The sequence below is a fragment of the Anaeromyxobacter dehalogenans 2CP-1 genome (genome assembly GCF_000022145.1).
GTDB classification, from domain to species: Bacteria; Myxococcota; Myxococcia; order Myxococcales; family Anaeromyxobacteraceae; genus Anaeromyxobacter; species Anaeromyxobacter dehalogenans.
Genome location: NC_011891.1, coordinates 2,476,739 through 2,498,675, shown reverse-complemented (window position 1 = coordinate 2,498,675; position 21,937 = coordinate 2,476,739). Strand labels below are relative to the sequence as shown.

Here is a 21,937-nt window from a genome sequence, read left to right as displayed (position 1 = left end):
CCGGCCGCCGGCGCGCATCCCATGCGCGGGGCCATTCCCGACCGGCCCGGGACACTGCCCGGGTGCGCGCGGCGGCGGTATCCTGGCCCGTCCCACACTCCTCGGAGGCCTCCGATGGCGAGCCAGAAGCGCGTGGGCGTCGTCCTGTCCGGCTGCGGGTTCCTGGACGGCGCCGAGATCCACGAGGCGGTGTGCACGCTGCTGTCCCTCGACCGCCGCGGCGTGAAGCTCGTCGCGACCGCGCCGGACGTCGAGCAGCTGCACGTCGTCGATCACGTGAAGGGGGCGCCGGCCGACGGCGAGCGGCGCCGCGTGCTGGTGGAGGCGGCCCGCATCGTGCGCGGGCAGATCACGCCGCTCTCCGCGGTGTCGGGGCGGGACCTCGACGCGCTGGTGTTCCCGGGCGGCTTCGGCGCGGCCAAGAACCTCTGCAGCTTCGCGGTGGAGGGCCGGGCCATGCGCGTCCTCCCGGAGGTGGAGCGGATCGTGCGCGAGGTGCGCGGCGCCGGCAGGCCGATGGGCTTCATCTGCATCGCCCCGGTGATCGCGGCGCGCCTGCTCGGGCCCGAGGGGGTCAAGGTCACGATCGGGAACGACCGCGACACCGCCGCCGCGATCGAGTCCTGGGGCGCGCGCCACGTGGACTGCAAGGTGGAGGACGCGGTGGTGGACGAGCGGCTGAAGATCGCCAGCACGCCCGCCTACATGCTCGGCCCCTGGATCGCCCCGGTGGCGACCGGGATCGACAAGCTGGTCTCGGCGGTGCTGGAGATGGCCTGACAGCCCCCTCCCGGCGGGAGGAAAGGCCCTGAATTGATGCACGTCAACCGGGGATGCCGGTCAGGGCCCCTCTGCGACAATTCTTCCGGACCCCCCTGAATATCGAGTAATGTCGCGCGTCCGATAGCCGGGCGGGCTGGTCCGCCCCGATTCCGAGGAGCCTCACGTGACCAAGTACCTCGCTGCGCTGTTCGCCGCACTGACCATCTCCGTCGTCGCCGTCGCCGCCGAGCCGCCCGCCACCCTCACCCTCCAGGCCAAGCCGGGCAACGTGACGTTCCCGCACAAGGCGCACGCCGACAAGCTCGGCAAGTGCGAGACCTGCCACGCCACCGCGGCGGGCGGGAAGATCGAGGGCTTCGGCAAGGACAAGGCCCACGGCCTCTGCATCGAGTGCCACAAGAAGGAGGCCAAGGGCCCGACGAAGTGCGCGGAGTGCCACAAGAAGGCGTAGCCCGCACCGCTTCGCCGCCGCACCGAGGGGGCCGCCGCGCGCGGCCCCTTTTCATTTGCTCCGCTTTGACCCAGGGTGCGGGTGCATGTGCTCAATCCACGCCTGCGCTCGCGCGCGCATGCGCGCACTTGCCGCAGGCCCCCCGGAGAATGCGCGGGCTAGAGTGCCCGTCCAATTCGCGACGGGAATGGACCCGTCCGCTCTCACCAGGGGTACATCCCAATGAAGCTCCTCGCTTCGATCGTGGCCGCCTTCGTGCTCACCGGCTCCGCCATGGCCGCCGCGCCCGCCGCGCCGACCGTGCTCAAGGCAAAGAACGGCGACGTGACCTTCAACCACAAGACCCACGCGGCGGTGAAGTGCGAGACCTGCCACGCGACCGCCGCCGGCGGCAAGATCGAGGGGTTCGGCAAGGAGAAGGCGCACGCGAGCTGCATCGAGTGCCACAAGAAGGAAGCGAAGGGCCCGGCGAAGTGCGCCGAGTGCCACAAGAAGGCGTAGCGAACCCGTCGGCCGGGTCTTCCCGGTCACGACCGCAGCGCGAGGGGCCGGGCGACCGGCCCCTTCCTTTTTCCTACTCCAGCGACTTCTTCCAGCCGGCCAGCAGGTTGAGCGCGTCGAGCGGGCGGAGCGCGTCGAGGTCGATCGCGCGGATGGCCTTCGCGACGTCCTCCGCGGCCGGGTCCGCCGGCGCCCCGCCGCCGAACAGGCCGAGCTGCGCGGCGGAGGGGCCGGCGCGGCGCCGCCGGCCGCGGGCCAGCGCGGGGTGGCCGCCCTCGTCCACCTCCATCGCCTCCAGGTTCTTCAGGATCTCGCGGGCCCGCGCCAGCACCTCGGCCGGCAGGCCCGCCAGCTTCGCGACCTCGATGCCGTAGCTGCGCGACGCGCCGCCCTGCACCAGCTTGCGCAGGAACACCACCCGGTCGCCCACCTCGCGCACCGCCACCGTGAGGTTGCGCACCGCCGGCCGCTCACGCGCGAGGTCCTGCAGCTCGTGGTAGTGCGTCGCGAACAGCGTGCGGCAGCCGGTCACGTCGTGGAGGTGCTCCGCGACCGCCCAGGCGATGGACACGCCGTCGAACGTGGAGGTGCCGCGGCCGATCTCGTCGAGCACCACCAGCGACCGGCGGGTGGCGTTGTGGAGGATGGCCGCGGTCTCGGTCATCTCCACCATGAACGTGGAGCGGCCCCGCGCCAGGTCGTCGGAGGCGCCCACCCGCGTGAAGATCCGGTCCACCAGCCCGATGCGCGCGCGCCGCGCCGGCACGAACGCGCCCATCTGCGCGAGCAGCACCACCAGCGCCGCCTGGCGCATCACCGTGCTCTTGCCGGCCATGTTCGGCCCGGTGATGACCAGCAGCGCGCCGTGCTCGCCGCACTCCGGCGCGCCGCGCGAGGCCACCAGGACGTCGTTCGGCACGTAGGCGGCCGGCCCGTCCGGCAGCACCGCCTCCACCACCGGGTGGCGCCCGTCCACGATCTCGAGCGCCTCGGACGCGTCCACCTCGGGCCGCACGTAGCCGCGCTCCGCCGCGACGCGCGAGAGCGACAGGAGCGCGTCCGCGGTGGCGACCGCGTCCGCCGCGGTGCGCACCCGCGGCGCCTCGGCGGCGACCGCCTGCCGCAGCGCCTCGAACAGCCGCTCCTCCAGCGCCGCCCGCCGCTCCTCGGCGGTGAGGACCTTCTCCTCGAACGTCTTCAGCTCGGGGGTGACGAAGCGCTCGCCGCCGACCGTGGTCTGCCGCCGCTCCCAGTCCTTGGGGACGAGGTGCAGGTTGGGCTTGGTGACCTCGAGGTAGTAGCCGAAGACCTTGTTGAAGCGGACCTTGAGCGAGCCGATCCCGGTGCGCTCCCGCTCCTTCGCCTCCATGGCGGCGATCCACCCCTTGCCGTCCTCGGCGATGGCGACGATCTCGTCCAGCTCGGCGGAGTGGCCCCGGCGGATGAACCCGCCCTCGCGCAGGGTGGCCGGCGGCTCCTCGGCGACGGCCGCGTCGAGGTGCGCCGCCAGCGCCTCCAGCCCGCGCAGCCGCGCGCCCGCCTCGCGCAGCCGCGCGGCGCCGCGCGCCTCGAGCACGCCCGCGAGCGCCGGCAGCGCCAGGAGCGCGCCCGCCAGCGCCCGCAGGTCCCGCGCGTTCCCCTGCCCCAGCACCAGCCGCGAGAGCAGCCGCTCCAGGTCTGCGACCGGCCGGAGCGCCAGCGCCAGCTCCTCGCGCGCCACCGCGGCGCCGGTGAGCTCCTCCACCGCGTCGAGCCGCGCCCCGATGCGCGCGAGGTCGGTGAGCGGGTAGCGCAGCCACTCCGCCAGGCGCCGCCCGCCGGGCGCGGTCACGGTGCGATCCAGGAGCGCGAGCAGCGTCCCCTTCTTGCGGCCGCCGGACAGCGTCCGCTCCAGCTCGAGGTTCGTGCGGGTGGCCTCGTCGAGCAGGAGGACGTCGTCGGTGGAGAGCCGCGAGATCCGGTCCACGTGGCGCGGCGTCGCGCGCTGCGTGTCGGCGAGGTAGGCGAGCGCGGCCGCGGCCGCGGCGAGCCCGAGCGGCAGCCCGGAGACCCCGAAGCCGTCCAGGCTCGGCACGCCCAGGTGCTTGCGCAGCCGGTCCTCGGCGCGGTCGAACTCGGCCGCGTCGCGGCGGGCCGCCGGTGCCCCCGCCGCGCGCGCGATCGCGTCGGTCCGCGCGCCGTCCGCCGCGCTCGAGAACACCAGCTCGCGCACGCCGGCCCGGCGCAGCTCGTCCACCAGCCGCTCGTCGCCGTCCACCTCTCCGCACTGGAGCTGCCCGGTCGAGGCGTCGAGCAGCGCCAGCCCGGCGCGCCCGTCCTCCAGCGCCACCGCGCCCAGCCAGCTCGCCTCGCGCGGATCGAGCACCTGGTCGTCGAGGACCATGCCCGGCGTCACCACCCGGGTGACCTCGCGCTTCACGAGCTGCGACTTGCCCGGCTCCTCGACCTGGTCGCAGATGGCGACCTTGAAGCCCTTCTCCAGCAGGCGCGCCACGTAGCCCCGCGCCGCGTGGTAGGGCACGCCGCACATCGGGACCTTGTCGTCGCCCTTGGAGCGCGCCGTCAGCGTGATCTGCAGCGCCTCGGACGCGGTGAGCGCGTCCTCGAAGAACATCTCGTAGAAGTCGCCGAGGCGGAAGAACAGGATGGCGTCGGGGTACCTCGCCTTGGTCTCGAGGTACTGCCGCATCATCGGCGTGTGGGCCTGGGCGATCTCCGGCATGGGCGACCGCGTTTCTACCGCAGGCGGCCGTCATTGCCGAGCCCCTCGAGGCTCGCGCGCGGCCGCCCGGACCGGCTCGGGCGAGCCGGCCGCGAGCGAGGCGGCGCCGACGAACGTGAAGCCGGCCTCGCGGATCCCGCGGACGATCTCGACCAGGACGGCCGGGTCGTAGTAGCCGTGGAAGAAGAAGCTCGCGAACCCGTCGCGCACCACGCGGTTCGCGCGGGCGTTCGCGACGAGCTCGTCCGGGAGCCGCGGTGGATGCCCGTTGAACGCCTTGGGGGAGTAGTTCCCCAGGTTCTCCGGAAGCACGTGCCAGCCGTACGCGTCGTTCACCTCGTACGGGAAGAACTGGCCCATGGACCGTGCGGGCGGGCCCTTCTCGCCGCCGAGGACGCCCGCGAAGTAGAGCCCGCGGTGGTACGCGTTCGGGAACACGCCCGCGAGCGCGCGCGAGTCGGCCGCCGACCCGGCGTAGTGCGGGTACTCGAAGATCGCCGGCCTGCCCAGCCCCGCCCGCTCCAGCTCGCGGAGGCCGCGTCGGGCGCGGTCGAGCGCCCACGCCTCGGAGTCGCCCGGGGCCGGCCCGTCGAGGACCACCCGGTCGTTCGCGTCCACGTGCGCGGTCCAGAACTCGAAGTCGTCGCCGGAGACGCCGGTGTAGGGCGCCGGCCGCGTCCCGAGCTGGTGGGTGTAGCCGTGCATGACCAGCGTGCCGCCCTTCGCGACCATGTACCGGAGCGCGGCCGCCGCCTCGGGCACGTCGCTCCAGGTCACGCGCTGCGGCCGGCCGTCGTCGCTGTAGGCCGCGCGCGGGTCCACGTAGACGGGGATCACGGCCACGGCGAACGGGACGCCCTCGGCGGCGAGCGCGTCCGCCAGCGCGCGCAGGCGCGCGGGGTCGTCGGTCGGCAGCACGTCCTCGATCCGGACCAGCGCGCGGTGGCGCTCGGGCGTTCCCGGCGCGAGCAGGTCGAACAGCAGGTCGCAGAACGCGAGGTAGCGATCGCGCTCGGTCGCGTAGGTGAGCGGGTTCTCGGCGACGAACGTGAGGTGGCCGCCCCGCACCGCCCACGGGAGCGTGCCCCCGCCCCGGGCGACGCCGGTGGCGAGCACGCGCGCGCCGCCGGCGGGCGGCAGGGTCACGCCCACCAGCTTCGCGTCGTTGTGGACCGCGTCGCGGGTGAGCTCGACCCCCTTGTACCGGACCGCCTCGACGCGGCGCGGATCGTACTCGCCGGGGAGGAACCCGAACCGCTGCTGGAAGCGCTCGCTCCCGGCGTGCCGGGCGAGCGCCCACAGGTTGTCGCCGACCCACAGCACCGGCGTCCGCTGCTCGAGGACGTCGGTCAGGAACGCCGCCGGGAGCGGCTCGTCGTAGGTGGAGCCCACGTATACGGCGGCGTCGTGGCGGGCCAGGTCGCCGGCCCGGTAGCGCCCGACCGGCATGGCGCGCCAGCGACCGAAGTGGGAGACGAGGTTGCCGACCGACGCCGCGTAGAGCTCGCCCATCCACCCCCAAGGACCGCCCTCGTCGTAGAGCACCAGCGTCGAGGCTGCCCCGTCGTGGCGAGCGTCGTCGCGCGGCGCGCTCGTCGCGTCCTGGCCGGCCGCCGCGGCCCAGCCGGCCATCGACGCCAGCGCCAGCGCAGCCACCCACCCTCCCCACCGCTTCCACCGTCGCGTCGTCATGTGGCCCTTCCCATGTGGTCCTACCTGCCGTGCGGGCGCGGGACGAGCGCGCGGGGGCTCACGAACGCGTAGCCCGCCGCCTGGATGCCGCGGACGATCTCGGCGAGCGCCCGCGGGTCGTCCCTCGCGTCGAAGAAGAAGCTCGCGAAGCCGTCGCGCACCACCCGGCTCGCCCGCGCGGTGCGCACGAGGTCCTCCACCCGCCGCGCGCGCACCCCGCTCCCGCCGTACGGCGCGTAGCGCCCGAGGTTCTCCGGCAGCACCCGCCACCCGTAGACGTCGGTCACCTCGAACGGGAACAGCTGCGCCACCGGCTCACCGCCGCCGTCCGCGGCGGGACCGCCGAGCCGTCCCGAGAAGTAGAGGCCGCGGTGGTACGCCGCCGGGAACAGCCGCGCGAGCGCGGCGGACGCCTCGGCCGACCCGGCGTAGTGCGGGTACTCGAAGATCTCGGGCCGGTCGATCTCGGCGCGCTCCAGCTCCCGCAGCCCGCGCAGCGCCCGGCGTCGGGCGCGCTCGGCGCCGTCCCCGGGCACCGGCCCCTCGAGCCGGACCGTGCCGGCGGCGTCCACCCGGCCGGTCCAGAACTCGAAGTCCAGGCCGGAGACGCCGCCGAACGCGGAGGGCGTGGCGTCGCGCTGGTGCGTGTACCCGTGCATCACCGGGACCCCGCCCCTGGCCAGCATGTAGCGGAGCGCGGCGAGCGCGGCCGGCGCGTCCGTCCACCGCACCACCCGGCGCCGATCGGGGCGCCGGTCGTCCACGTACAGCGGGACGATCGCGACGCCGAAGGGCACGCCGGCCGCCGCGAGCGTGTCGGCCAGCCTCCGCAGCCGCGCCGGGTCGTCGGTGGGCAGGACGTCCTCGATCCGGACCAGCGCGCGGTGGCGCTCGGGCGTGGCGGGCGCGAGGAGATCGAACAGCAGGTCGCAGAACGCCAGGTAGCGATCGCCCTCGGCGGTCGCCACCAGCGGGTTCTCGGCGACGTAGGTGAGGCTCCCCGACCTGACCGCCCACGGCACCTCCGCGCCGTCCGCGGTCACCGCGGACGCGATCACCCGCGCGGCCCCGCCGCGGACCGTGACGGTGTGGAGCGGCCCCGCCGCGTCGGCGTCCCGGGACAGCTCGACGCCCTTGTACCGCACGCGATCGACGCGCTGCGCCTCCGGGGCGCCCGGCGCGAAGCCGTATCGGTCGAGCAGGCGCGCCCGCGACCCGGGACGCTCGAGCCCCTCGTCCAGCCACAGGACCGGCGGCGTTCCCTGGAGCACCTCGTCCACGAGCGCGGGCGGAGGCGGCGCGGCCCCGGCCGTCCCGACGTAGATGACGGCGCGCGCGCGGGAGGCGTCGCCGGGCTGGTAATCGCGGACCGCGAGCGTCCGCCACGGGCCGAAGTGCGAGGCCAGGTTCGCCGCCGAGATCGCGGACGCCCGGGCCAGCGCGGGATCGCCGTCGTCGTACAGGACCAGCGTGGCGAGGCCCGCGCCGGCCGCAGCGCTCATCGTCGACGCCGCGTCCGCGCGGCGGGCAGCGCCCGCCAGCAGCCACGCCAGGCATGCGACCGCCACCAGCGAGGTCGGGCGGCGCGTCGTCACGCGGGAGGGCACCGACCACGCTAGGAACGCCGCCGGGGCGCTTTCAACCCGCGGCGGGTGGCGACCGCCGGGCGGCGCCGGGTGCACATTTGCGTGCGTCCGTTCGCCGCATCGGCTGGACCGGGAGGCTGCCACGTCCACGCTCCGCACCTGGTCGGCCCGCGCCTGCCTCGCCGCCGCCCTGGCGACGTGGGGCGTCGCGAGCGCCGCGTCGCGCGCTCCGCCGGCCGCGAGCCGGCGCGTGTGGGGCGTCACCGTGGACGATCCCTGGAACACCGCGCCGACGGTCCAGGCGCTGGCCCGCCTCCCGCGCCGACCGACCGCGCGGATCGTGTTCGACCTGCGGCCGCGGGCCACCGACTACGCCGCGCCGGTCGCCGCCATCCGTCGCGCCGCCGACGTCATGGGACTGCTGGTGGATTCCTCGGACCTGGCGAGCCTCCCCCCGGACGCTTACGCCGCCCGTCTCCACGAGTACCTGGACGCGCTCTGGCCCCTGGTGGACGTCTGGGAGGTCGGGAACGAGGTCAACGGTCAGTGGACGGGCGACAGCCGGACCGTCGCGGCGAAGGTGGCGCTCGCGCACGCGGCGGTGAAGGCGCGCGGGGGCCGCACCGCGATCACGCTCCACTACGACGGCGGCTGCTCCGCCACCCCCCCGGACCGCGGGGCCTTCCGCTGGGCGGCCCGCCACCTCTCGCCCGGGCTCCGCCGCGAGGTCGACTACGTCTGGCTGAGCTACTACGAGGACGAGTGCCCGGGGACCAGGCCGGACTGGCGCGCGGTGTTCGGCCGCCTGGGGACGCTGTTCCCGCGCGCTGCCCTCGGCATCGGCGAGTGCGGCGCGGAGGACGCCCGCCGCCGGCCGGGCGCGCTCGCGCGGTGCTACCGGATCCGGGCGCCGCACCCGCGGTTCGTGGGCGGGTACTTCTGGTGGCACTTCAGCGAGGACATGGTCCCGGCGTCGAGGCCGCTGTGGCGGTCGCTGGCCAGCCTCGTGCCCGGCGACGCGGAGGCCCGCGCCCTGCCCGGCGCGCGGCGGGCCCGCTGAGAAGCCCGCCACGCGTCGCGCGGGCGGGGGCCCGCAGGGCTCGACGAGGGGGCGAGCGTGTGGATCCGAGGCCGGGCCGGCCCGCCCTCCCCAAGCCGCCACCGCGTCCCCACGTTTCACCCGTCGCACGGACCGAATTCCACGGATCGTCAAATGGGCGCGCCGCCCCGCACCGCTCCAGCCGGCCCCACCTCGCCTGACGGTGAAGGTCCGCGGGAGGCCGACCCACCCCCGGCGCGCCGGCGACGACGCTGGGGGGCGCTTTCGGCGGCGGTCGCGACCACGCTGCTGGTGGTGGGCTCCCAGGTGATGCTCTGCACCGGCGCCACGCCGTGGCGGGACCTCCGCCAGCGCGGGCGGGCAGGAGAGGTCCCCGCGCCCGCCCCCGCGGGCGCCGCGCGCGAGCGGCGGACGCCGCCGCCGGCGCCCTCCCTCTCGCCGCGACGGGCGCCGCGACGGGTCGGGCCGGCGATCGTGCTGGCCGCCTGGCGGCCGGGGGACGTGGACCCAGGTGGCGCACCCGCGGTCGGCGCCGGCGGCGGTCCCGGCGCGGAGCCCGCGGACGCGCCGGGCGCCGCAGCCGCCGGTGACCGGGAACCGGATGGCGAGGCCGCGGATGCCGTGGTCGATCCGCTCGAGGCGGCGCAGCGCGCGCGCCTCGACGCGGGCTACGCGGCCGCGGAGCGGGGCGACGACGGCGCCGCGCGGCGAGCGTTCGCCGAGGCGGCGCGCGGCGCGCGGCCCGAGCTCGCCCGCCAGGCGCTGCGGGAGCTGAACGCGTCCTGGCTCGATGAGGCCTACCGGCGGAAGGCGCGCGGAGACCTGCACGGCGCATCGGAGGCGTTCGCGGCCGCCGCCGCGGCCGGCGCGGACCCTCAGACCGTGGAGTCGGAGCTCGGCTACCTCGCGGTGCAGCGGGGTCGGCCCTCGGAGGCAGCGCGCCACCTGCGAACGGCCGCCACGGGACCGGACCGGACGCTCGCCGGCGACGCCGACGAGGCCCTGGCCGCGCTCCCCCGCCACCTGACGAGCGAGGTGTACCTCGAGGCGTTCGGCTGGCGCCGCACGCAGGGCGCCGCCACCGGACGCTACCTCGTCCCCTTCGCGCAGCTGACGCTCCGGTGGCGGCCCGACCTCGCCCGCGACGTGAGCCTGTACGCCCGGCTCGACCTGGCGCGCGACTTCGGCGGCGGCGCGCCCGTGGGCGGGGTGCCACCCAGCTACGCGGACGGGATGGTCGCGGCGGTGGGCGTGCTCTACCGCGCCTGGCAGGAGCGGCTGGACCTGTTCGCGCAGGCCGGGTCTGCGACGCGCCTGTCGCCCACCGCCGGCGACCTGCGGCAGGGCGCGACCCGGCTCGACCTGCGCGCCGGCGCGACGCTCGGCCTCGAGACCGACGGGTGCTGGCCCCGCCCCGCGCACGGCGTCGAGCTGGGGTGGCGCCCGTGCGCCGACGCCTGGTGGGAGGCGAGCGTGCTCCACCGCGACCACGACGACGGCGGGACGTTCCTGCGCGGCCGGCTCGGGGCCTCGGTCCTGTTCACCGGCCCGGTGGCGTGGGGCCTGGTGGCGGAGGGGCGCTCCGGCCTCGACGTCCACGGCGAGATATACGGCCAGTTCGTGGACGCCGGCGCGGGCCTCCGGGCCCGCCTGCTCGCCCCCATCCACGTGGACGTGGTCGCGACGGTGAACCGCGGGCGCATCCTCGGCGTGGCGAAGCCCACCCCCGATCCGGCGACCTACACCGACCTGCGCCTGCTCCTCGTCACCTCGTACGAGCGCTCGCCGTGATCGATCCCGACACCATCGCCCGCGTCATGGCCGGACCGCTCGGCGGCGCCATCCTGCTGAACCAGCTGGACGAGCTCTTCATCGACGTGAACTACCTGGCGCGGCGCCTCCACCGGCGCTCGGCGACGGCGGTGTCCGCCGCGCTCCTCCGGCGGGTCGAGCCGAAGCGCACCGCCATCCTCCTCCCGGCGTGGCGCGAGGAGGACGTCATCGAGCGCATGCTCGAGCTGAACGTCTCCCGCATCGACTTCCCGCGGGATCGGTACGTCTTCTTCTGCGGGACCTACCAGAACGACCCTGCCACGCAGGCGCGCGTGGACCGGGCGGCCGCGCGCGGCTGGCCGGTGCGCAAGGTGGTGGTGCCCCACGCCGGCCCGACCTCCAAGGCCGACTGCCTGAACTGGATCTACCAGGGCGTGGTGCTGCACGAGCGGGAGCGCGGGACGCGCTTCGACATCCTGCTCATGCACGACGCCGAGGACGTGATCCACCCGCTCGCGCTGCGGCTCTACAGCCTGCTCGTCCCGAAGCACGAGTTCGTGCAGACGCCGGTGTTCTCGCTGCCGCTCGACGCCTCGCAGGTCGTGGCGGGGACCTACATCGACGAGTTCGCCGAGCACCACCTGAAGGAGCTCCCGGTGCGCCAGGCCATCGGCGGGCTCATCCCGTCCGCGGGCGTGGGGAGCGCGTTCGAGCGGCGCGCGTTCGAGCAGATCGCGCTCGCCCACGCGCAGCAGCCGTTCGACCCGGCCAGCCTCACCGAGGACTACGAGATCGGGCTCCGCTTCCGGCTCGCCCGCAGGCGCACGCACTTCGCGTGCTACCGGATCGCCGCCGACCCGGACGACCCCGAGGCGCCGGCCCACGACGACCCCATCGCCACCCGGGAGTACTTCCCCGATCGCTTCCAGGCGTCCGTCCGGCAGCGCTCCCGCTGGATCCTCGGCATCTCCCTCCAGACCTGGGAGAGCGCCGGCTGGCAGGGCCCGGCGGCGGTCCGCTACTGCCTCTGGCGCGACCGGAAGGCGGTCCTCACGAACGCCCTGCTCGCCCTGTCGTACGCGCTGCTCGCGTACGTGGTGGTGCGCGTCTGGACGGCGGGGATGACCGGCGCGTCCTGGTCGCCGGCCCGCATCGTCCCCGCCGGCGGGCTGATCCAGGCGCTGCTGCTCGTCAACCTCGCCGGCTTCCTGCTGCGCGTCGGCGTGAAGATGGGCTTCGTGGGGCGACTCTACGGCGCACGGCTGGCGACGCTCTGCCTGCCGCGCCTGCTGGTCGCGAACGTCATCAGCCTGGCGGCCACGGCGCGCGCGGTGGTCACCTACGTGCGCCACCTGGTGACCGGCGAGCCGCTTCGCTGGGTGAAGACCTCGCACGCGTTCCCGAGCGCGGAGGCGCTCGCCGCCGGTGACGCCCAGGCCGCCGGCGCCGACGATCGCGGCCGGCCCGCCCGCAGCGACGGGCAGCGGGTGATCCCGCTCGTGCGCGAGGCGCGCCGGAGCTGACCGGCCGCGCCCCCGCGCCGGCAGGGGCGGCGCTCAGCCGGCGAGGATCAGATCGCGCAGGTCCTGCCACAGCGGCGACGAGCTCGGGACCATGTCCTGGCTGAAGTACCACCAGAAGTACCCGCCCACGAACCGCGGGTGATCGAGCTCCATGCCGTAGTACCGGCTCAGGTACGACGGCTTCGAGGCCGCGTCGGCGGTGCCGCACTCGCCGATGCCGAGCCGCGCGTTCGGGAAGAGCTCCCCCAGCCGCGCGAACACCGCGGGCCAGTCGGGCTGCAGGCCGAGGCAGTCGTCCTCGTAATAGCTCACCCACACGTAGTCGAGGCCCTCGCGCAGCGACGCCGGCAGGTTCGCCTCCGCCCACGCCAGCATCTCGTGGTCGGCCGACGCCCAGCACCCCGCGTTCTGGTAGAGCGTCACGGCGGCCGGCCTCCCGCGCGCCTTCACGAGGTCGAAGGCGCCCGCGACCTTCGCCACCACGTCGGCGGTCTCGCCGAGCCACTCGCCGTTGATCTCGTTCCCGACCTCCCAGACGTCGACCGAGCCGTCGAGGGCGTCGAGGTACTCGCGCTGCCGCGCCAGGTAGGCGTCCACCGAGAGGTTCCTCACCTCGAAGGAGTCCACCAGCTCGCCCATCACGTCGCTCACCGCGTGGATGGCGGGGAGGAGCGGCGCGTAGTCGCCCGCAGCCTGACCCAGGTCGAACACCACGCGCGCCATCGGCCGGACCGGCAGCCCCGCCAGCGCGTCCACGGTGGGCTGGAGGTTCCAGGGATTGTCCACGGTCACGCCCCAGATCCGCGGCGGCGACGCCGGGCCGGTGGGCGTCCCCGGGGTGCCCGGCGTGCCGGGATCGGTCGGGTTGCCCGGCGCTCCGGGGTCGCCGGGCGTGCCGGGACCGGTGGGCATTCCGGGCGCTCCGGGATCCGCCGGCGGCGCGACGGGCGGATCGGCCGGCCCTGCGCCGCTGCAGGCGCTCGCGAGCAGCGCGGCGAGGCAGGGGGCGCAGACGGTGCGGAGCAGGCTGGACATCGGGAGCGACCTCCGTGGACGGGGGGGGAGCGCGAGGCGCGCGGTCGAGGGCGAGTCAGCGGCGCACGCGACGTCCATCCCACACCGCGGCGCGCCCGGGCTCGCGACGGGAACCCCCGGCGGCGCCGTTCGATTCCTCACCCGCGCCTTCGCCCATCGCGCTCGTGGCCACCCCCGGATCCCGGTGTTACAGTCGCGGGCCATGCTCGGGCGGGCGTTCCAGGATCTCAACCGGCTGCGGCAGATCTCGGCCGCCATGGCCCGCCACGGCTTCGGCGCGTACCTCGAGCGGATGCGGCTGCGGGACGTGCTGGGCCGCGACGCGCCGCCGCCGGGAGAGCCCCTCCCGCCCCCGGATCGCAGCACCGCGGCGCGCTTCCGCACCATGCTCGGGGAGCTCGGGCCCACGTTCATCAAGCTGGGGCAGCTCCTCTCCTCCCGGCCCGACGTGCTGCCCTCGCACTGGGTCGACGAGCTCGAGAAGCTGCAGGACGCCTGCCCGCCGGTGGGCGTCGCCGAGATCCGCGACGAGATCGAGCGCGGCCTGGGCCGCCCCGTGGAGACGCTGTTCGCCGCGCTGGATCCGGTCCCGCTCGCCAGCGCCTCGATCGCGCAGGTGCACCGCGCCACCACGCACGAGGGCGTGCAGGTGGTGGTGAAGGTCCAGCGCCCGCGCATCCGGGAGCAGATCGAGTCGGACCTGGCGCTGCTCCACGACCTGGCCGGCCTGCTCGAGGCGGTGATCGAGGAGACCGGCATCTACACGCCCACCGGCGTGATGGAGGAGTTCGACCGGACCATCCACGAGGAGCTCGACTTCTCGAACGAGGCCCGCAACGCGACCGCCATGTACGAGACGTCGGCCGGCCGCGAGTTCCTGGTGATCCCGCGCGTGCACAAGGCGCTCTCGTGCGACACCGTGCTCACGCTCGACTACGTGGAGGGCGTGAAGGTCTCCGACGTCACCGCCGAGGCCGGGTTCGACCTCGAGCAGGTGGCCCGCAACGTCATCGAGGCGTCGTTCCGGCAGCTGTTCGAGGACGGGCTCTTCCACGGCGACCCGCACCCCGGGAACATCCTGGTGCTGCCGGGGAACCGCATCGCCCTGCTCGACTTCGGCTTGGTGGGCCGCCTGTCGCGCGTGCAGCAGGAGGCGCTCGTCACGCTCATCGTGGCGGTGGCGCTGCGCGACCCGGAGACGGTGGCGCGGGTGCTGAACCGGATCGGCGTGCCGGACGCGCGCGCGCCCATCACCGAGTTCCGCGAGGACATCCGCGTCATCCTCGACCGCTACCTGGGCCTGCGGCTGGACGAGATCCGCAGCGCCACGCTGCTGCGGGACCTCCTCGACCTCGCCATCCGCCACCGCATCCGCATCCCGAAGGAGTACGCGGTCCTCGCGAAGGCGTCGGTCACCATCGAGGGCATCATCCGCCGGCTGTACCCGAAGCTCGACATCCTCGAGGTCGGGCTGCCCTACGCAAAGGAGCTGCTGCTCTCGCGCTTCAACCCGTCCGACGCCTCCGGCCTGGTGATGCGCTCGCTGCTCAAGCTCCAGGGCCTCGCCGAGGACGTGCCCACCCAGCTCTCGCAGATCCTGGTGGACCTCGAGGGCGGCAAGTTCCGCGTGAACGTCGCCTCCGACGCCATCGACCGGATCGGCGGCCACGTGCGCGCGCTCGCGGTGCTGGTGTTCCTCGGGCTGCTCGCGGCCGGCCTCACCGTGGGGGGGCTGGTGGTGCTGGCGAGCGGCGAGGGCCTGCTGGGCGGGCTCGCGCTGGGCGCTGCGGCGGTGCTGTGCGCGTTCGCGGCGGCGTACCACCTCGCCACGCTGCGGATGCGCAAGATCTCGCTGCGCCGCTGGCTGAAGCGCTGAGCCGGACGGGGCCGGGTCAGCCGCGCTCCTCCGCGCAGGCGAGCGCGGCGACCGTCCCGAGCCAGGCGAGGTCCACCGCCGCCGAGACCCCGGCGGCCGCCACCAGCATCACCGTCGCGCCGGCCACCGCCAGGCCCGGGCCCGCGGCGACGGCGCCGGGCAGCGCGCCCCCGAGCCCCTCGACCAGCGCGGGCGCGAGCGCGCCGGCGACGCCGAACGCGAGCGCGGCGAGCACGAACGTGCCCGGGCGCGCGAGCAGCCGCCGCGCCGCGCCCGCGAACGCCGCGCCGGCCGGCTCGTCGAGGACCGCGGCGCGGGCGACCGCCGCGTCCACCGCCACCGAGAGCGCGACGGGCACCGCCACCGCGAGCGTCAGGGCGAGCGCGGCCGCGGCCGCGAGCGGCGCCGCGCCGGGACCGCCGCCGGCGCCGGCCAGCCGGAGCGTGCCGAGCGCCAGCGCCGCGGCGAACAGGCCGCCCGAGACCTCCGCCACCAGGCCCAGGAGCGCGGTCGCGAGCACCCGCGGCAGCCGGTACGCCACCCCGGCCGCGAACCGGTCCGGGCCCCCTCGCTCCCCGCCCATCGCGGACCCCAGCGCCGGCAGCGCGCCGGCGAGCCAGGCCACCCGCAGCAGCGCGCCCGCCACCCGCCCGGCCAGCCACAGCCCGCCCGCGATCCCGAGCGCGCGCGGCGCCCCGGCGACCGCCGCCATGCCGCGCACCGGCGCGAACGGATCGAGCGGCGCGGCGCGGGCGGCCTGGAACGCGGCCTCGGCGAGGATCGCCCAGGCGAAGGCGAGCGCGGGCCAGCCGAGCGCACGGCGCAGCCCGGCGACGGCGAGGCCCGGCGCGACGAGCCACGCCTCGCGGAAGAGCGCGCGCACGCCGAGCGAGAGGGCGGATCCGAGGGTGGGCGGCACGGCGGGACCGTATCCCCGCCCCGCGCCCCGGGCAACCGGGCCGGCGGCCGGGCGTTTGCTTGTCTTCTGAACGCCGAGCCAGTATACCGATGTTCAGGAGGTGCCCCCATGGAAGGCCTCACCGACCGCCAGCTCGAGGTGCTCCGCTTCATCGCCTCGCAGATCGAGGACCACGGCTACCCGCCCACGATCCGCGAGATCGGCGAGGCGCTGGACATCCGCTCCACGAACGGCGTCAACGACCACCTCAAGGCGCTCGAGCGCAAGGGCTACCTCTCGCGCGATCCGGTGAAGTCGCGCGCGCTCATCCCGACGTCGGCGGCGCGCGAGGCGCTCGGCGGCGGCGAGACCGGCTCCAACGTGGTCCCGCTGGTGCGCGGGCCGGCCCGGCCCGGCAGCCGGATGATCGAGATCCCCATCGTCGGCCGCGTGGCCGCCGGCATGCCGATCCTCGCGCAGGAGCGCGTCGAGGACACGGTGCAGGTGGACGCGTTCCTGCTCGGCACGAACAAGAAGGTCTACGGGCTGCGCGTCCAGGGCGACTCGATGATCGGCGACGGGATCCTGCCCGGCGACTACGTGTTCGTGAAGAAGCAGCTCAACGCGGACGACGGCGAGATCGTGGTCGCGATGATCGACGACGAGGCCACCGTGAAGCGCGTCTACTTCGAGGGCGACCGCGTGCGCTTCCAGCCCTCGAACCCGCGCATGGCGCCCATCTACGTCCGCCACTCCGACTTCCGCAGCACCATGATCCTGGGCGTGGTGGTGGGCGTGTACCGCAAGCTCACCTGACCGCGCGGCGGCCGAGCCGCCGGGCGACGCTCGTACGTCCGCCACCTGCGACGGGTCCTGCCCACCAGGGCGAGCCCGCCCTCGGCTTACCTTGCCCTCCCTGCACGCCTATCTTGCGCACAGGTCCTACGGACCCTGCGGAGGGGAGGCGGCATGGCGAGGTCGAGTGGCAGGCTGGACGCCGCGCGCAAGGCGTACCGGGAGGCGCTGGAGGCGGCACGCGCGCAGCCCACGCCGGAGGCGTGGGCCCGGCTGCTCGCGGCCGGGAAGGAGCTCTCGGCGGCGGAGGACCCGCGGTCCCGCAGCAGGCGCGGGCGCAGGCCCGAGCCGCGAGCGGCACCGGAGGGCGGGGCCGAGGTGGCGGATCACATCGAGGGCATCGAGTAGCGGCGGCGCCGCTGGCCGGACGTGCGGTCGAGGGGGTCGCACGTCCGGTCACCGGCGCGTCGTGCCGGGCCAGGGTCACTGCCGCGTCTTGGCCTGGCGCACGTAGCGGTCGAGGTCCTCCCGGTCGATGAGCGAGAGGATCTCGATCTCGTTCTGTCGCTCGCCGCGCCGGTACAGCAGCCGCACGTCGGTCGCGACCCGCACGCGGTAGTAGCCGGGCAGCCCCTCCAGCGGGAGCGCGCGGAGGCTCGGGTGGCGGTGGTCCTGCGCGAGCAGCGCCGCCTGCTTGAACGCGGCGCGCTGGATCCGGCGGTCCCACCCCGCGAGCGAGTCGTAGAACTCGCGGGTGTAGACCGGCATCAGCCACGAGGACGGCGCGTCCTCCGGCTCGTCCGCCTCGACGCCCGCCGCCGCCGGCGCGCCGGCCGGCGCCGCCTGCGCCGCCGCGCGCGCGTCGCGCAGCGCCGTCTCCAGCTCCGCCTCGCGCGCCGCCTGTCGCGCCACCTTCGCGTCGAGCGCGGCCACCCTGCCCTCCAGCTCGCGCGCCGCGGCGCGCTGCCGGGCCGCCTCGGCGGCCGCGTCGGTGGCCTGCGCCGCCGAGAGCGCCGCCTCGGCCCGCTCGCGCGCCCGGGCGGCCGCGTCCGCCGCCTCGCGCGCGCGCGCCGCCTCGTCCACCGCCTGCGCCGCGCGAGCGCGCGCCTCCTTCAGCCACTCCTGGAGCTTCTCGCGCTGCTCCTCGCCCTTGCGCCGGACCGACTCGACCTGCTGCTCGGCGCGCTCGAGCGCCTTCTCCAGGGCCTGCACGCGCGCGGCCGCGGCGGCGGCCTCCTGCTCCGGCGAGGGCGCCTTCGGCCCCGGGTCGCGCGGCGCGGCGCCCTCCGGCGCCGGTCCGTAGTACTCCTTCGCGAGCTGCTCCAGCACGGGCAGGGCGCGCTCCCGCACCCCCGGGACCGGGTCGGCCAGCACGCGCCAGAGCGCGAGCGGCAGGCCGTGGTCCGAGCTGCCCACCGCGAGCAGGTCGTCCGCGTCGCGCGGCTCGAGGTGCGTCTCCGGCAGCGGCATCCCGCCGAACTCCTTCCGGAGCACGTCGAGCGCGCGCGCGCGGGTGGCGGGCGCGGCGCGGATCTCGTCCGCGAGCACGTCGCAGCGCTCCACGTCGGAGAGCGCGTCGGTGCGGAACCCGGGCACGGTCAGGCCGAGGTCCTTCACGAGCGCCCGCGTCTCGTCCGGGAGGAGCGCCACGTAGAGCAGCACCGACAGGCCGTCGCGCGAGAGCTCGTGCAGCGGCGCGTCCCCGGACGGATCCGGGAGCGGCGGAGCAGGCGGCGCCGCCGCGGGCGGACGCGGGGCGCGCCGGGGCGCGTTCGCCTTCGCCTTCACGGCACCCGCGGCGGCCTTCGCGGGCGCGGCCGCCTTCGTCGCGGTCCTCGGCTTGCCGGGCTTCTTCGGCTTCGCGGCCTTGGCCGCGGCGGGCTTCGACGGCTTCGCCGTGGGGTCGGCCACGGGCTACTGCGCCGCCTCGCGGACCTCGGCCTGGTACACCGCGCCGGGCGGGATCCTCCAGGCCTCGGCGACCGGCATGGACACGTGGAAGGCGGCCGGGACCGACGAGCCGCCCGCGCCGCGCACGTTCACGCCGAGATCGAGCTCCACGCTGGCCGCCTCGCGCGGGAGCAGCTCCACCCACCAGGTGCCGAACATCACGCCCGGCGGGAAGTCCTCCACGAAGCGCTCGGCGTCCACCAGCTTCTGGTACGGCTCGCCGGGGCCGCTCATCTCGCCGTACGGCTTGCCGGCGGCGTCGAGGAACCGGAAGCCGATCTTGTCGAACGACACCGGCGAGATGACCCGCGTGACGGTGCGGTCGCCGGTCTTCTCCCGGTCCACCAGCCGCGGCGCGCCCCAGAGCGCGAAGTCGATGCGCAGCCCGGGGCCGCCGCCGGGCGACGCGCCCGGCTCGATCGTGACGAGGTCGAGGCGCAGGCCGTTCGCCTGCACCGACTGCACCGGCGCCCAGCGGGCCTTCAGCAGCGCGGCGCGCCCGTCGGCGTACTTCTGGAAGTCCTCGATCGCGGCGCGGTCCTTGTCGGCGACCTTGCCCTTGCGCTCCGCCTCGGCCGAGGCGAGCGCCGTCGGCGCGGGCTCCACGCCCGGGAAGCGGGCCCGGATCTCCTTCAGGCCCTCGAAGTACCAGCCCAGCAGCGAGGTGGCCTCGTCGGACCACTGCCCGGCGCGCTCCGGCGGCAGCGCGCGCGCCAGCGCGGCCCGCTCGGCGAACTCGCGCTTCAGGCGGGCGCGCTCCAGGCGCGACTCGGCCGCGGACTGCGCGGCGCGCTGGCCGGACAGGACCGAGGCGCCCCCGAGGATCGCGAGCCCGAGCGGCAGCGCGACGATGAGCAGCTTCTTCATGGGTTCACTCCGTGCCGGCGACCAGGGCCTCGACGCTGCGGACCCCGGTGCGATCGACCTCGTACAGGTAGGCGCGGGCTCTGCGGACCGGCTCGTCGGCGGTCCGCGACGCCGATCCCGCGCACAGGACGGGCGTCGGCCCGGCCGCGCCGGGGAGGTCCACCCGGAACGCGGTGTGGCGGTGCCCGTGCAGGACCGCCGCCACCGGGACCTCGGCCACCAGCCGGACCACCTGGTCCGCGTCGGCGAGCGGCATGCGGCACACGTGCGCGTCGGACGGCACGCGCTCGGGCGGGAGCACCACGTGGTGGTGGAACGCGAGCAGCACCGCCCGCCCCAGCCGCGCGTGCTCGCGGGCCAGCTCGCGCGCGGCGCGGAGCTGCTCGCCGCCCAGGCGGCCGGGGGTGGTCCAGGGATCGTCGCCGTAGCGTGCGCTGTCGAGCGCGACGAGCACCGCCTCGTCGCCGAGCGGCACCACGTGCGGATAGGACGGCGCCGCCTTCTTCATGCCCTTGCCGTCGGGGCCGAGCGCGCGCAGGAACCGGCCGGTCTCCACCGACTCCTCGGTCCACACGTCGTGATTGCCGGGCACCACCGTGAGCTTGCCCGCCTCGGCGAACGGCCGGAGCAGCTCGGCCGCGCGCTCGAACTCGCGCGGCTCGCCGGAGAACGTGAGGTCCCCGGTGACCACCAGGTGGTCCACCCCGATCTCCCGCAGGGCGTCGAGCAGGCCCTTCGCCAGCCGCGTCGAGTGGCGCTCGCAGTCGCGCGCGGTGAAGCCGTTCCGCGGGTAGCGGCTGCGGTCGGCCACGTGCAGGTCGCTGATGTGACCGAGGCGGAGGATGCGGGCTCCTGGGAGGGGTGCGGAACCGGACGGAAACGCGCGGTGGATGCTATCGACCCCTCCCCCGTGCGTCAAACGAAGCGCGGGCCGGTCGCACCCGCGGTGGGAGCGTGCGCGGGGGCCGCCGGCGGCGCAGCGAGCGGAAGCACGAGGCGAAGCACGCGTCCACGCCCGGGTGCGGTCTCCTCCTCCACCCTCGCACCCTCGGGGCCGAGCGCCGCACGTGCCAGCGCCGCCGCGCCCGCCTCGCCCGCGCCCCGCCCGCCGGCGCGCCCGAGCTCCAGCACCGCCGCGCCCCGCCGCACGGCCACGGTGGCGGTGAGCTCGCCGCCGGCCGGCAGCGCCTCGCACACGGCGCGCAGCAGCTCGCGCAGCATCGCCCGGAGCCGCGCCTCGTCGGCCAGCACCGGCGCGGGCTCGAGCGCCGCGCGCACCCGCACGCCGGGCGGGAGCTGGGCGGCGATCTCGCCGAAGGCGGCGGCGAGATCGACCGGCCGGACCGCGCCCGCGCCGGACGTCGCCGCCAGCGCGCCGAGGCGCCGCTCCAGGTCGCCGAGGGCGCCCTCCAGCCGCGCCAGCTCCCCGGCGCCGAGCGCCAGCCTGGGCGCGAGGAGCCGCAGCATGGAGGCCGCGGTGGAGGCCCGCGCCAGCGGCTCGCGGAGCGCCGCGGCGATCGCGCCCAGGTCCGCCGAGCACGGCCCCGCGCCCGGGCGCGCCGGCGCCAGCGGGAGCGGCGGCGGCGTGGGCCGCGGGACCATCGGCTCGGGGCGCAGCACCGCGAGGTCGCGCGGCGGCCGCGAGGACACCCGCACCACCACCGCGCGCGCCGGCGCCGCGCCGCCGGGCGTGCGCAGGTGGACGCGCGCCGCGCTCGGGCCGCGCGCTGCGCCCCGCTGAAGCACCGCCAGGTCCTCCCCCAGGATCACGGAGGCCCGGGCGCCGCGCAGCCGGTCCGGGGCGAGCCCGGCCAGCGCCGCCGCCTCCGCGTTCCCGGCCACCACGAAGCCCTCCGGGTCGAGCAGCAGCGCCGCGTCGCCGAGCGCCCCCGGGACCTGGGCGAGGAGCGCCCGCGCCTCGGCGGGCACCCCCGGCCGGCGCGCCCGGAGCAGCAGGACGAGCAGCGCCACCGCCAGGGCGGCGAGCGTTCCCGCGCCGATCGCGAGCGCGGTCTGACCCGGCTGCACGGGTGCGAAAATGCCCACGCGCTTGCCCTTCGGGAAGTCGGTCTTATCCAGAGGGCATGACTGCCAAGCGCGCGTGGTCGCCCGCCGATGGGCCCGGGGTGGCACCCGAGCAGCTGCCCGCCCGGAGCCGGTCCGTGTCGGGCTCGGGCGACGACGAGCGCCGCACCGGCCTGTGGGCGCCCGGCGAGGGCCCGGTCCGACGGGATCCCGGGGGCCCCGGCGGCGAGCCCGACGGGAAGGCCCTCTCTCGCCCCGGACGGACGGCCCTGAACGAGCGCTGAGGGGCGCGCGGCCCCTGCGGCTGGACGGGTCGCCGCGCGCGGCGGATCGCGCGCGCGGGAAACGGGCGCAAGCGCTCGGAAGACCACTTGCTTCTTGTTGATAACGGCGCAGGCGA

General features: G+C 76.0%; 18 protein-coding genes. 9 read left to right on the top strand and 9 right to left on the bottom strand.

Annotation, left to right across the window (positions count from 1 at the left end; all coding sequences use genetic code 11):
* Positions 1-114: 114 nt before the first annotated feature.
* From elbB to A2CP1_RS11300, 3 genes are all read left to right on the top strand, one after another.
* On the top strand, positions 115-780 hold the full coding sequence (gene elbB, locus A2CP1_RS11310; RefSeq protein WP_012633425.1) for an isoprenoid biosynthesis glyoxalase ElbB: 666 nt from the start codon (positions 115-117) through the stop codon (positions 778-780).
* Positions 781-946: 166 nt separating this feature from the next.
* Complete coding sequence (locus tag A2CP1_RS11305; protein ID WP_012526187.1) at positions 947-1,234, top strand: cytochrome c3 family protein; 288 nt, start codon at positions 947-949, stop codon at positions 1,232-1,234.
* 222 nt (positions 1,235-1,456) lie between these two features.
* Positions 1,457-1,735, top strand: a complete 279-nt coding sequence (locus A2CP1_RS11300; RefSeq protein ID WP_012633424.1) for a cytochrome c3 family protein — start codon at positions 1,457-1,459, stop codon at positions 1,733-1,735.
* Positions 1,736-1,808: 73 nt separating this feature from the next.
* Here the strand turns inward: A2CP1_RS11300 and mutS are convergent, their stop codons facing one another.
* The 3 genes from mutS to A2CP1_RS11285 are packed head-to-tail and all read right to left on the bottom strand — an operon-like array spanning position 1,809 to position 7,744.
* Complete coding sequence (mutS, locus tag A2CP1_RS11295; RefSeq protein ID WP_012633423.1) at positions 1,809-4,457, bottom strand: DNA mismatch repair protein MutS; 2,649 nt, start codon at positions 4,455-4,457, stop codon at positions 1,809-1,811.
* 30 nt (positions 4,458-4,487) lie between these two features.
* Complete coding sequence (locus tag A2CP1_RS11290) at positions 4,488-6,149, bottom strand: DUF2334 domain-containing protein (RefSeq protein ID WP_245530041.1); 1,662 nt, start codon at positions 6,147-6,149, stop codon at positions 4,488-4,490.
* A 20-nt stretch (positions 6,150-6,169) separates the two neighbouring features.
* A complete protein-coding gene (locus A2CP1_RS11285) occupies positions 6,170-7,744 on the bottom strand; it encodes a DUF2334 domain-containing protein (protein WP_245530040.1) in 1,575 nt (524 codons plus the stop codon).
* A gap of 256 nt (positions 7,745-8,000) precedes the next feature.
* On the opposite strand from A2CP1_RS11285, the gene A2CP1_RS11280 reads away from it, so the two are divergent.
* The 3 genes from A2CP1_RS11280 (at position 8,001) to A2CP1_RS11270 (ending at position 12,091) form a co-directional block, all read left to right on the top strand.
* Positions 8,001-8,795: a hypothetical protein gene (locus A2CP1_RS11280; RefSeq protein ID WP_245530039.1), complete on the top strand. Its 795-nt coding sequence runs from the start codon at positions 8,001-8,003 to the stop codon at positions 8,793-8,795.
* A 621-nt stretch (positions 8,796-9,416) separates the two neighbouring features.
* Positions 9,417-10,586: a hypothetical protein gene (locus tag A2CP1_RS11275; RefSeq protein ID WP_012633419.1), complete on the top strand. Its 1,170-nt coding sequence runs from the start codon at positions 9,417-9,419 to the stop codon at positions 10,584-10,586.
* Complete coding sequence (locus A2CP1_RS11270; RefSeq protein ID WP_012633418.1) at positions 10,583-12,091, top strand: glycosyl transferase family protein; 1,509 nt, start codon at positions 10,583-10,585, stop codon at positions 12,089-12,091. The genes A2CP1_RS11275 and A2CP1_RS11270 overlap by 4 nt, the downstream gene beginning before the upstream one ends.
* Before the next feature lie 33 nt (positions 12,092-12,124).
* Here the strand turns inward: A2CP1_RS11270 and A2CP1_RS11265 are convergent, their stop codons facing one another.
* The gene (locus tag A2CP1_RS11265; RefSeq protein WP_012633417.1) at positions 12,125-13,126 is read right to left on the bottom strand and encodes a hypothetical protein; all 1,002 of its coding nucleotides are present in this window, start codon (positions 13,124-13,126) and stop codon (positions 12,125-12,127) included.
* Between the two features lie 202 nt (positions 13,127-13,328).
* Between A2CP1_RS11265 and A2CP1_RS11260 the strand changes: the two genes are divergently transcribed.
* On the top strand, positions 13,329-15,002 hold the full coding sequence (locus A2CP1_RS11260) for an ABC1 kinase family protein (protein ID WP_012633416.1): 1,674 nt from the start codon (positions 13,329-13,331) through the stop codon (positions 15,000-15,002).
* 16 nt (positions 15,003-15,018) lie between these two features.
* Here A2CP1_RS11260 and A2CP1_RS11255 read toward each other — a convergent pair whose 3' ends face one another.
* Entirely contained in the window at positions 15,019-15,921 is a 903-nt protein-coding gene (locus tag A2CP1_RS11255) for a hypothetical protein (protein WP_012633415.1), read from the bottom strand.
* A 108-nt stretch (positions 15,922-16,029) separates the two neighbouring features.
* On the opposite strand from A2CP1_RS11255, the gene lexA reads away from it, so the two are divergent.
* Positions 16,030-16,716: a transcriptional repressor LexA gene (gene lexA / locus A2CP1_RS11250; RefSeq protein WP_012633414.1), complete on the top strand. Its 687-nt coding sequence runs from the start codon at positions 16,030-16,032 to the stop codon at positions 16,714-16,716.
* 153 nt (positions 16,717-16,869) lie between these two features.
* A complete protein-coding gene (locus A2CP1_RS11245) occupies positions 16,870-17,103 on the top strand; it encodes a hypothetical protein (protein ID WP_012526175.1) in 234 nt (77 codons plus the stop codon).
* 75 nt (positions 17,104-17,178) lie between these two features.
* Here A2CP1_RS11245 and A2CP1_RS11240 read toward each other — a convergent pair whose 3' ends face one another.
* The 4 genes from A2CP1_RS11240 to A2CP1_RS11225 are packed head-to-tail and all read right to left on the bottom strand — an operon-like array spanning position 17,179 to position 21,558.
* On the bottom strand, positions 17,179-18,606 hold the full coding sequence (locus tag A2CP1_RS11240) for a type II toxin-antitoxin system RelE family toxin (protein WP_012633413.1): 1,428 nt from the start codon (positions 18,604-18,606) through the stop codon (positions 17,179-17,181).
* A gap of 3 nt (positions 18,607-18,609) precedes the next feature.
* The gene (locus A2CP1_RS11235) at positions 18,610-19,512 is read right to left on the bottom strand and encodes a hypothetical protein (RefSeq protein WP_012633412.1); all 903 of its coding nucleotides are present in this window, start codon (positions 19,510-19,512) and stop codon (positions 18,610-18,612) included.
* A gap of 4 nt (positions 19,513-19,516) precedes the next feature.
* Positions 19,517-20,431: a metallophosphoesterase family protein gene (locus A2CP1_RS11230; RefSeq protein WP_012633411.1), complete on the bottom strand. Its 915-nt coding sequence runs from the start codon at positions 20,429-20,431 to the stop codon at positions 19,517-19,519.
* The gene (locus A2CP1_RS11225; RefSeq protein WP_012633410.1) at positions 20,428-21,558 is read right to left on the bottom strand and encodes a hypothetical protein; all 1,131 of its coding nucleotides are present in this window, start codon (positions 21,556-21,558) and stop codon (positions 20,428-20,430) included. The genes A2CP1_RS11230 and A2CP1_RS11225 overlap by 4 nt, the downstream gene beginning before the upstream one ends.
* Positions 21,559-21,937 lie beyond the last annotated feature (379 nt).

What these genes read in the sequence shown, in the direction of transcription:
- elbB (WP_012633425.1), top strand. Translation starts at nt 115, where the DNA reads ATGGCGAGCCAGAAGCGCGTGGGCGTCGTCCTGTCCGGCTGCGGGTTC.
- A2CP1_RS11300 (WP_012633424.1), top strand. Translation starts at nt 1,457, where the DNA reads ATGAAGCTCCTCGCTTCGATCGTGGCCGCCTTCGTGCTCACCGGCTCC.
- mutS (WP_012633423.1), bottom strand. Translation starts at nt 4,457, where the DNA reads ATGCCGGAGATCGCCCAGGCCCACACGCCGATGATGCGGCAGTACCTC.
- A2CP1_RS11290 (WP_245530041.1), bottom strand. Translation starts at nt 6,149, where the DNA reads ATGACGACGCGACGGTGGAAGCGGTGGGGAGGGTGGGTGGCTGCGCTG.
- A2CP1_RS11265 (WP_012633417.1), bottom strand. Translation starts at nt 13,126, where the DNA reads ATGTCCAGCCTGCTCCGCACCGTCTGCGCCCCCTGCCTCGCCGCGCTG.
- A2CP1_RS11260 (WP_012633416.1), top strand. Translation starts at nt 13,329, where the DNA reads ATGCTCGGGCGGGCGTTCCAGGATCTCAACCGGCTGCGGCAGATCTCG.
- lexA (WP_012633414.1), top strand. Translation starts at nt 16,030, where the DNA reads ATGGAAGGCCTCACCGACCGCCAGCTCGAGGTGCTCCGCTTCATCGCC.
- A2CP1_RS11245 (WP_012526175.1), top strand. Translation starts at nt 16,870, where the DNA reads ATGGCGAGGTCGAGTGGCAGGCTGGACGCCGCGCGCAAGGCGTACCGG.
- A2CP1_RS11235 (WP_012633412.1), bottom strand. Translation starts at nt 19,512, where the DNA reads ATGAAGAAGCTGCTCATCGTCGCGCTGCCGCTCGGGCTCGCGATCCTC.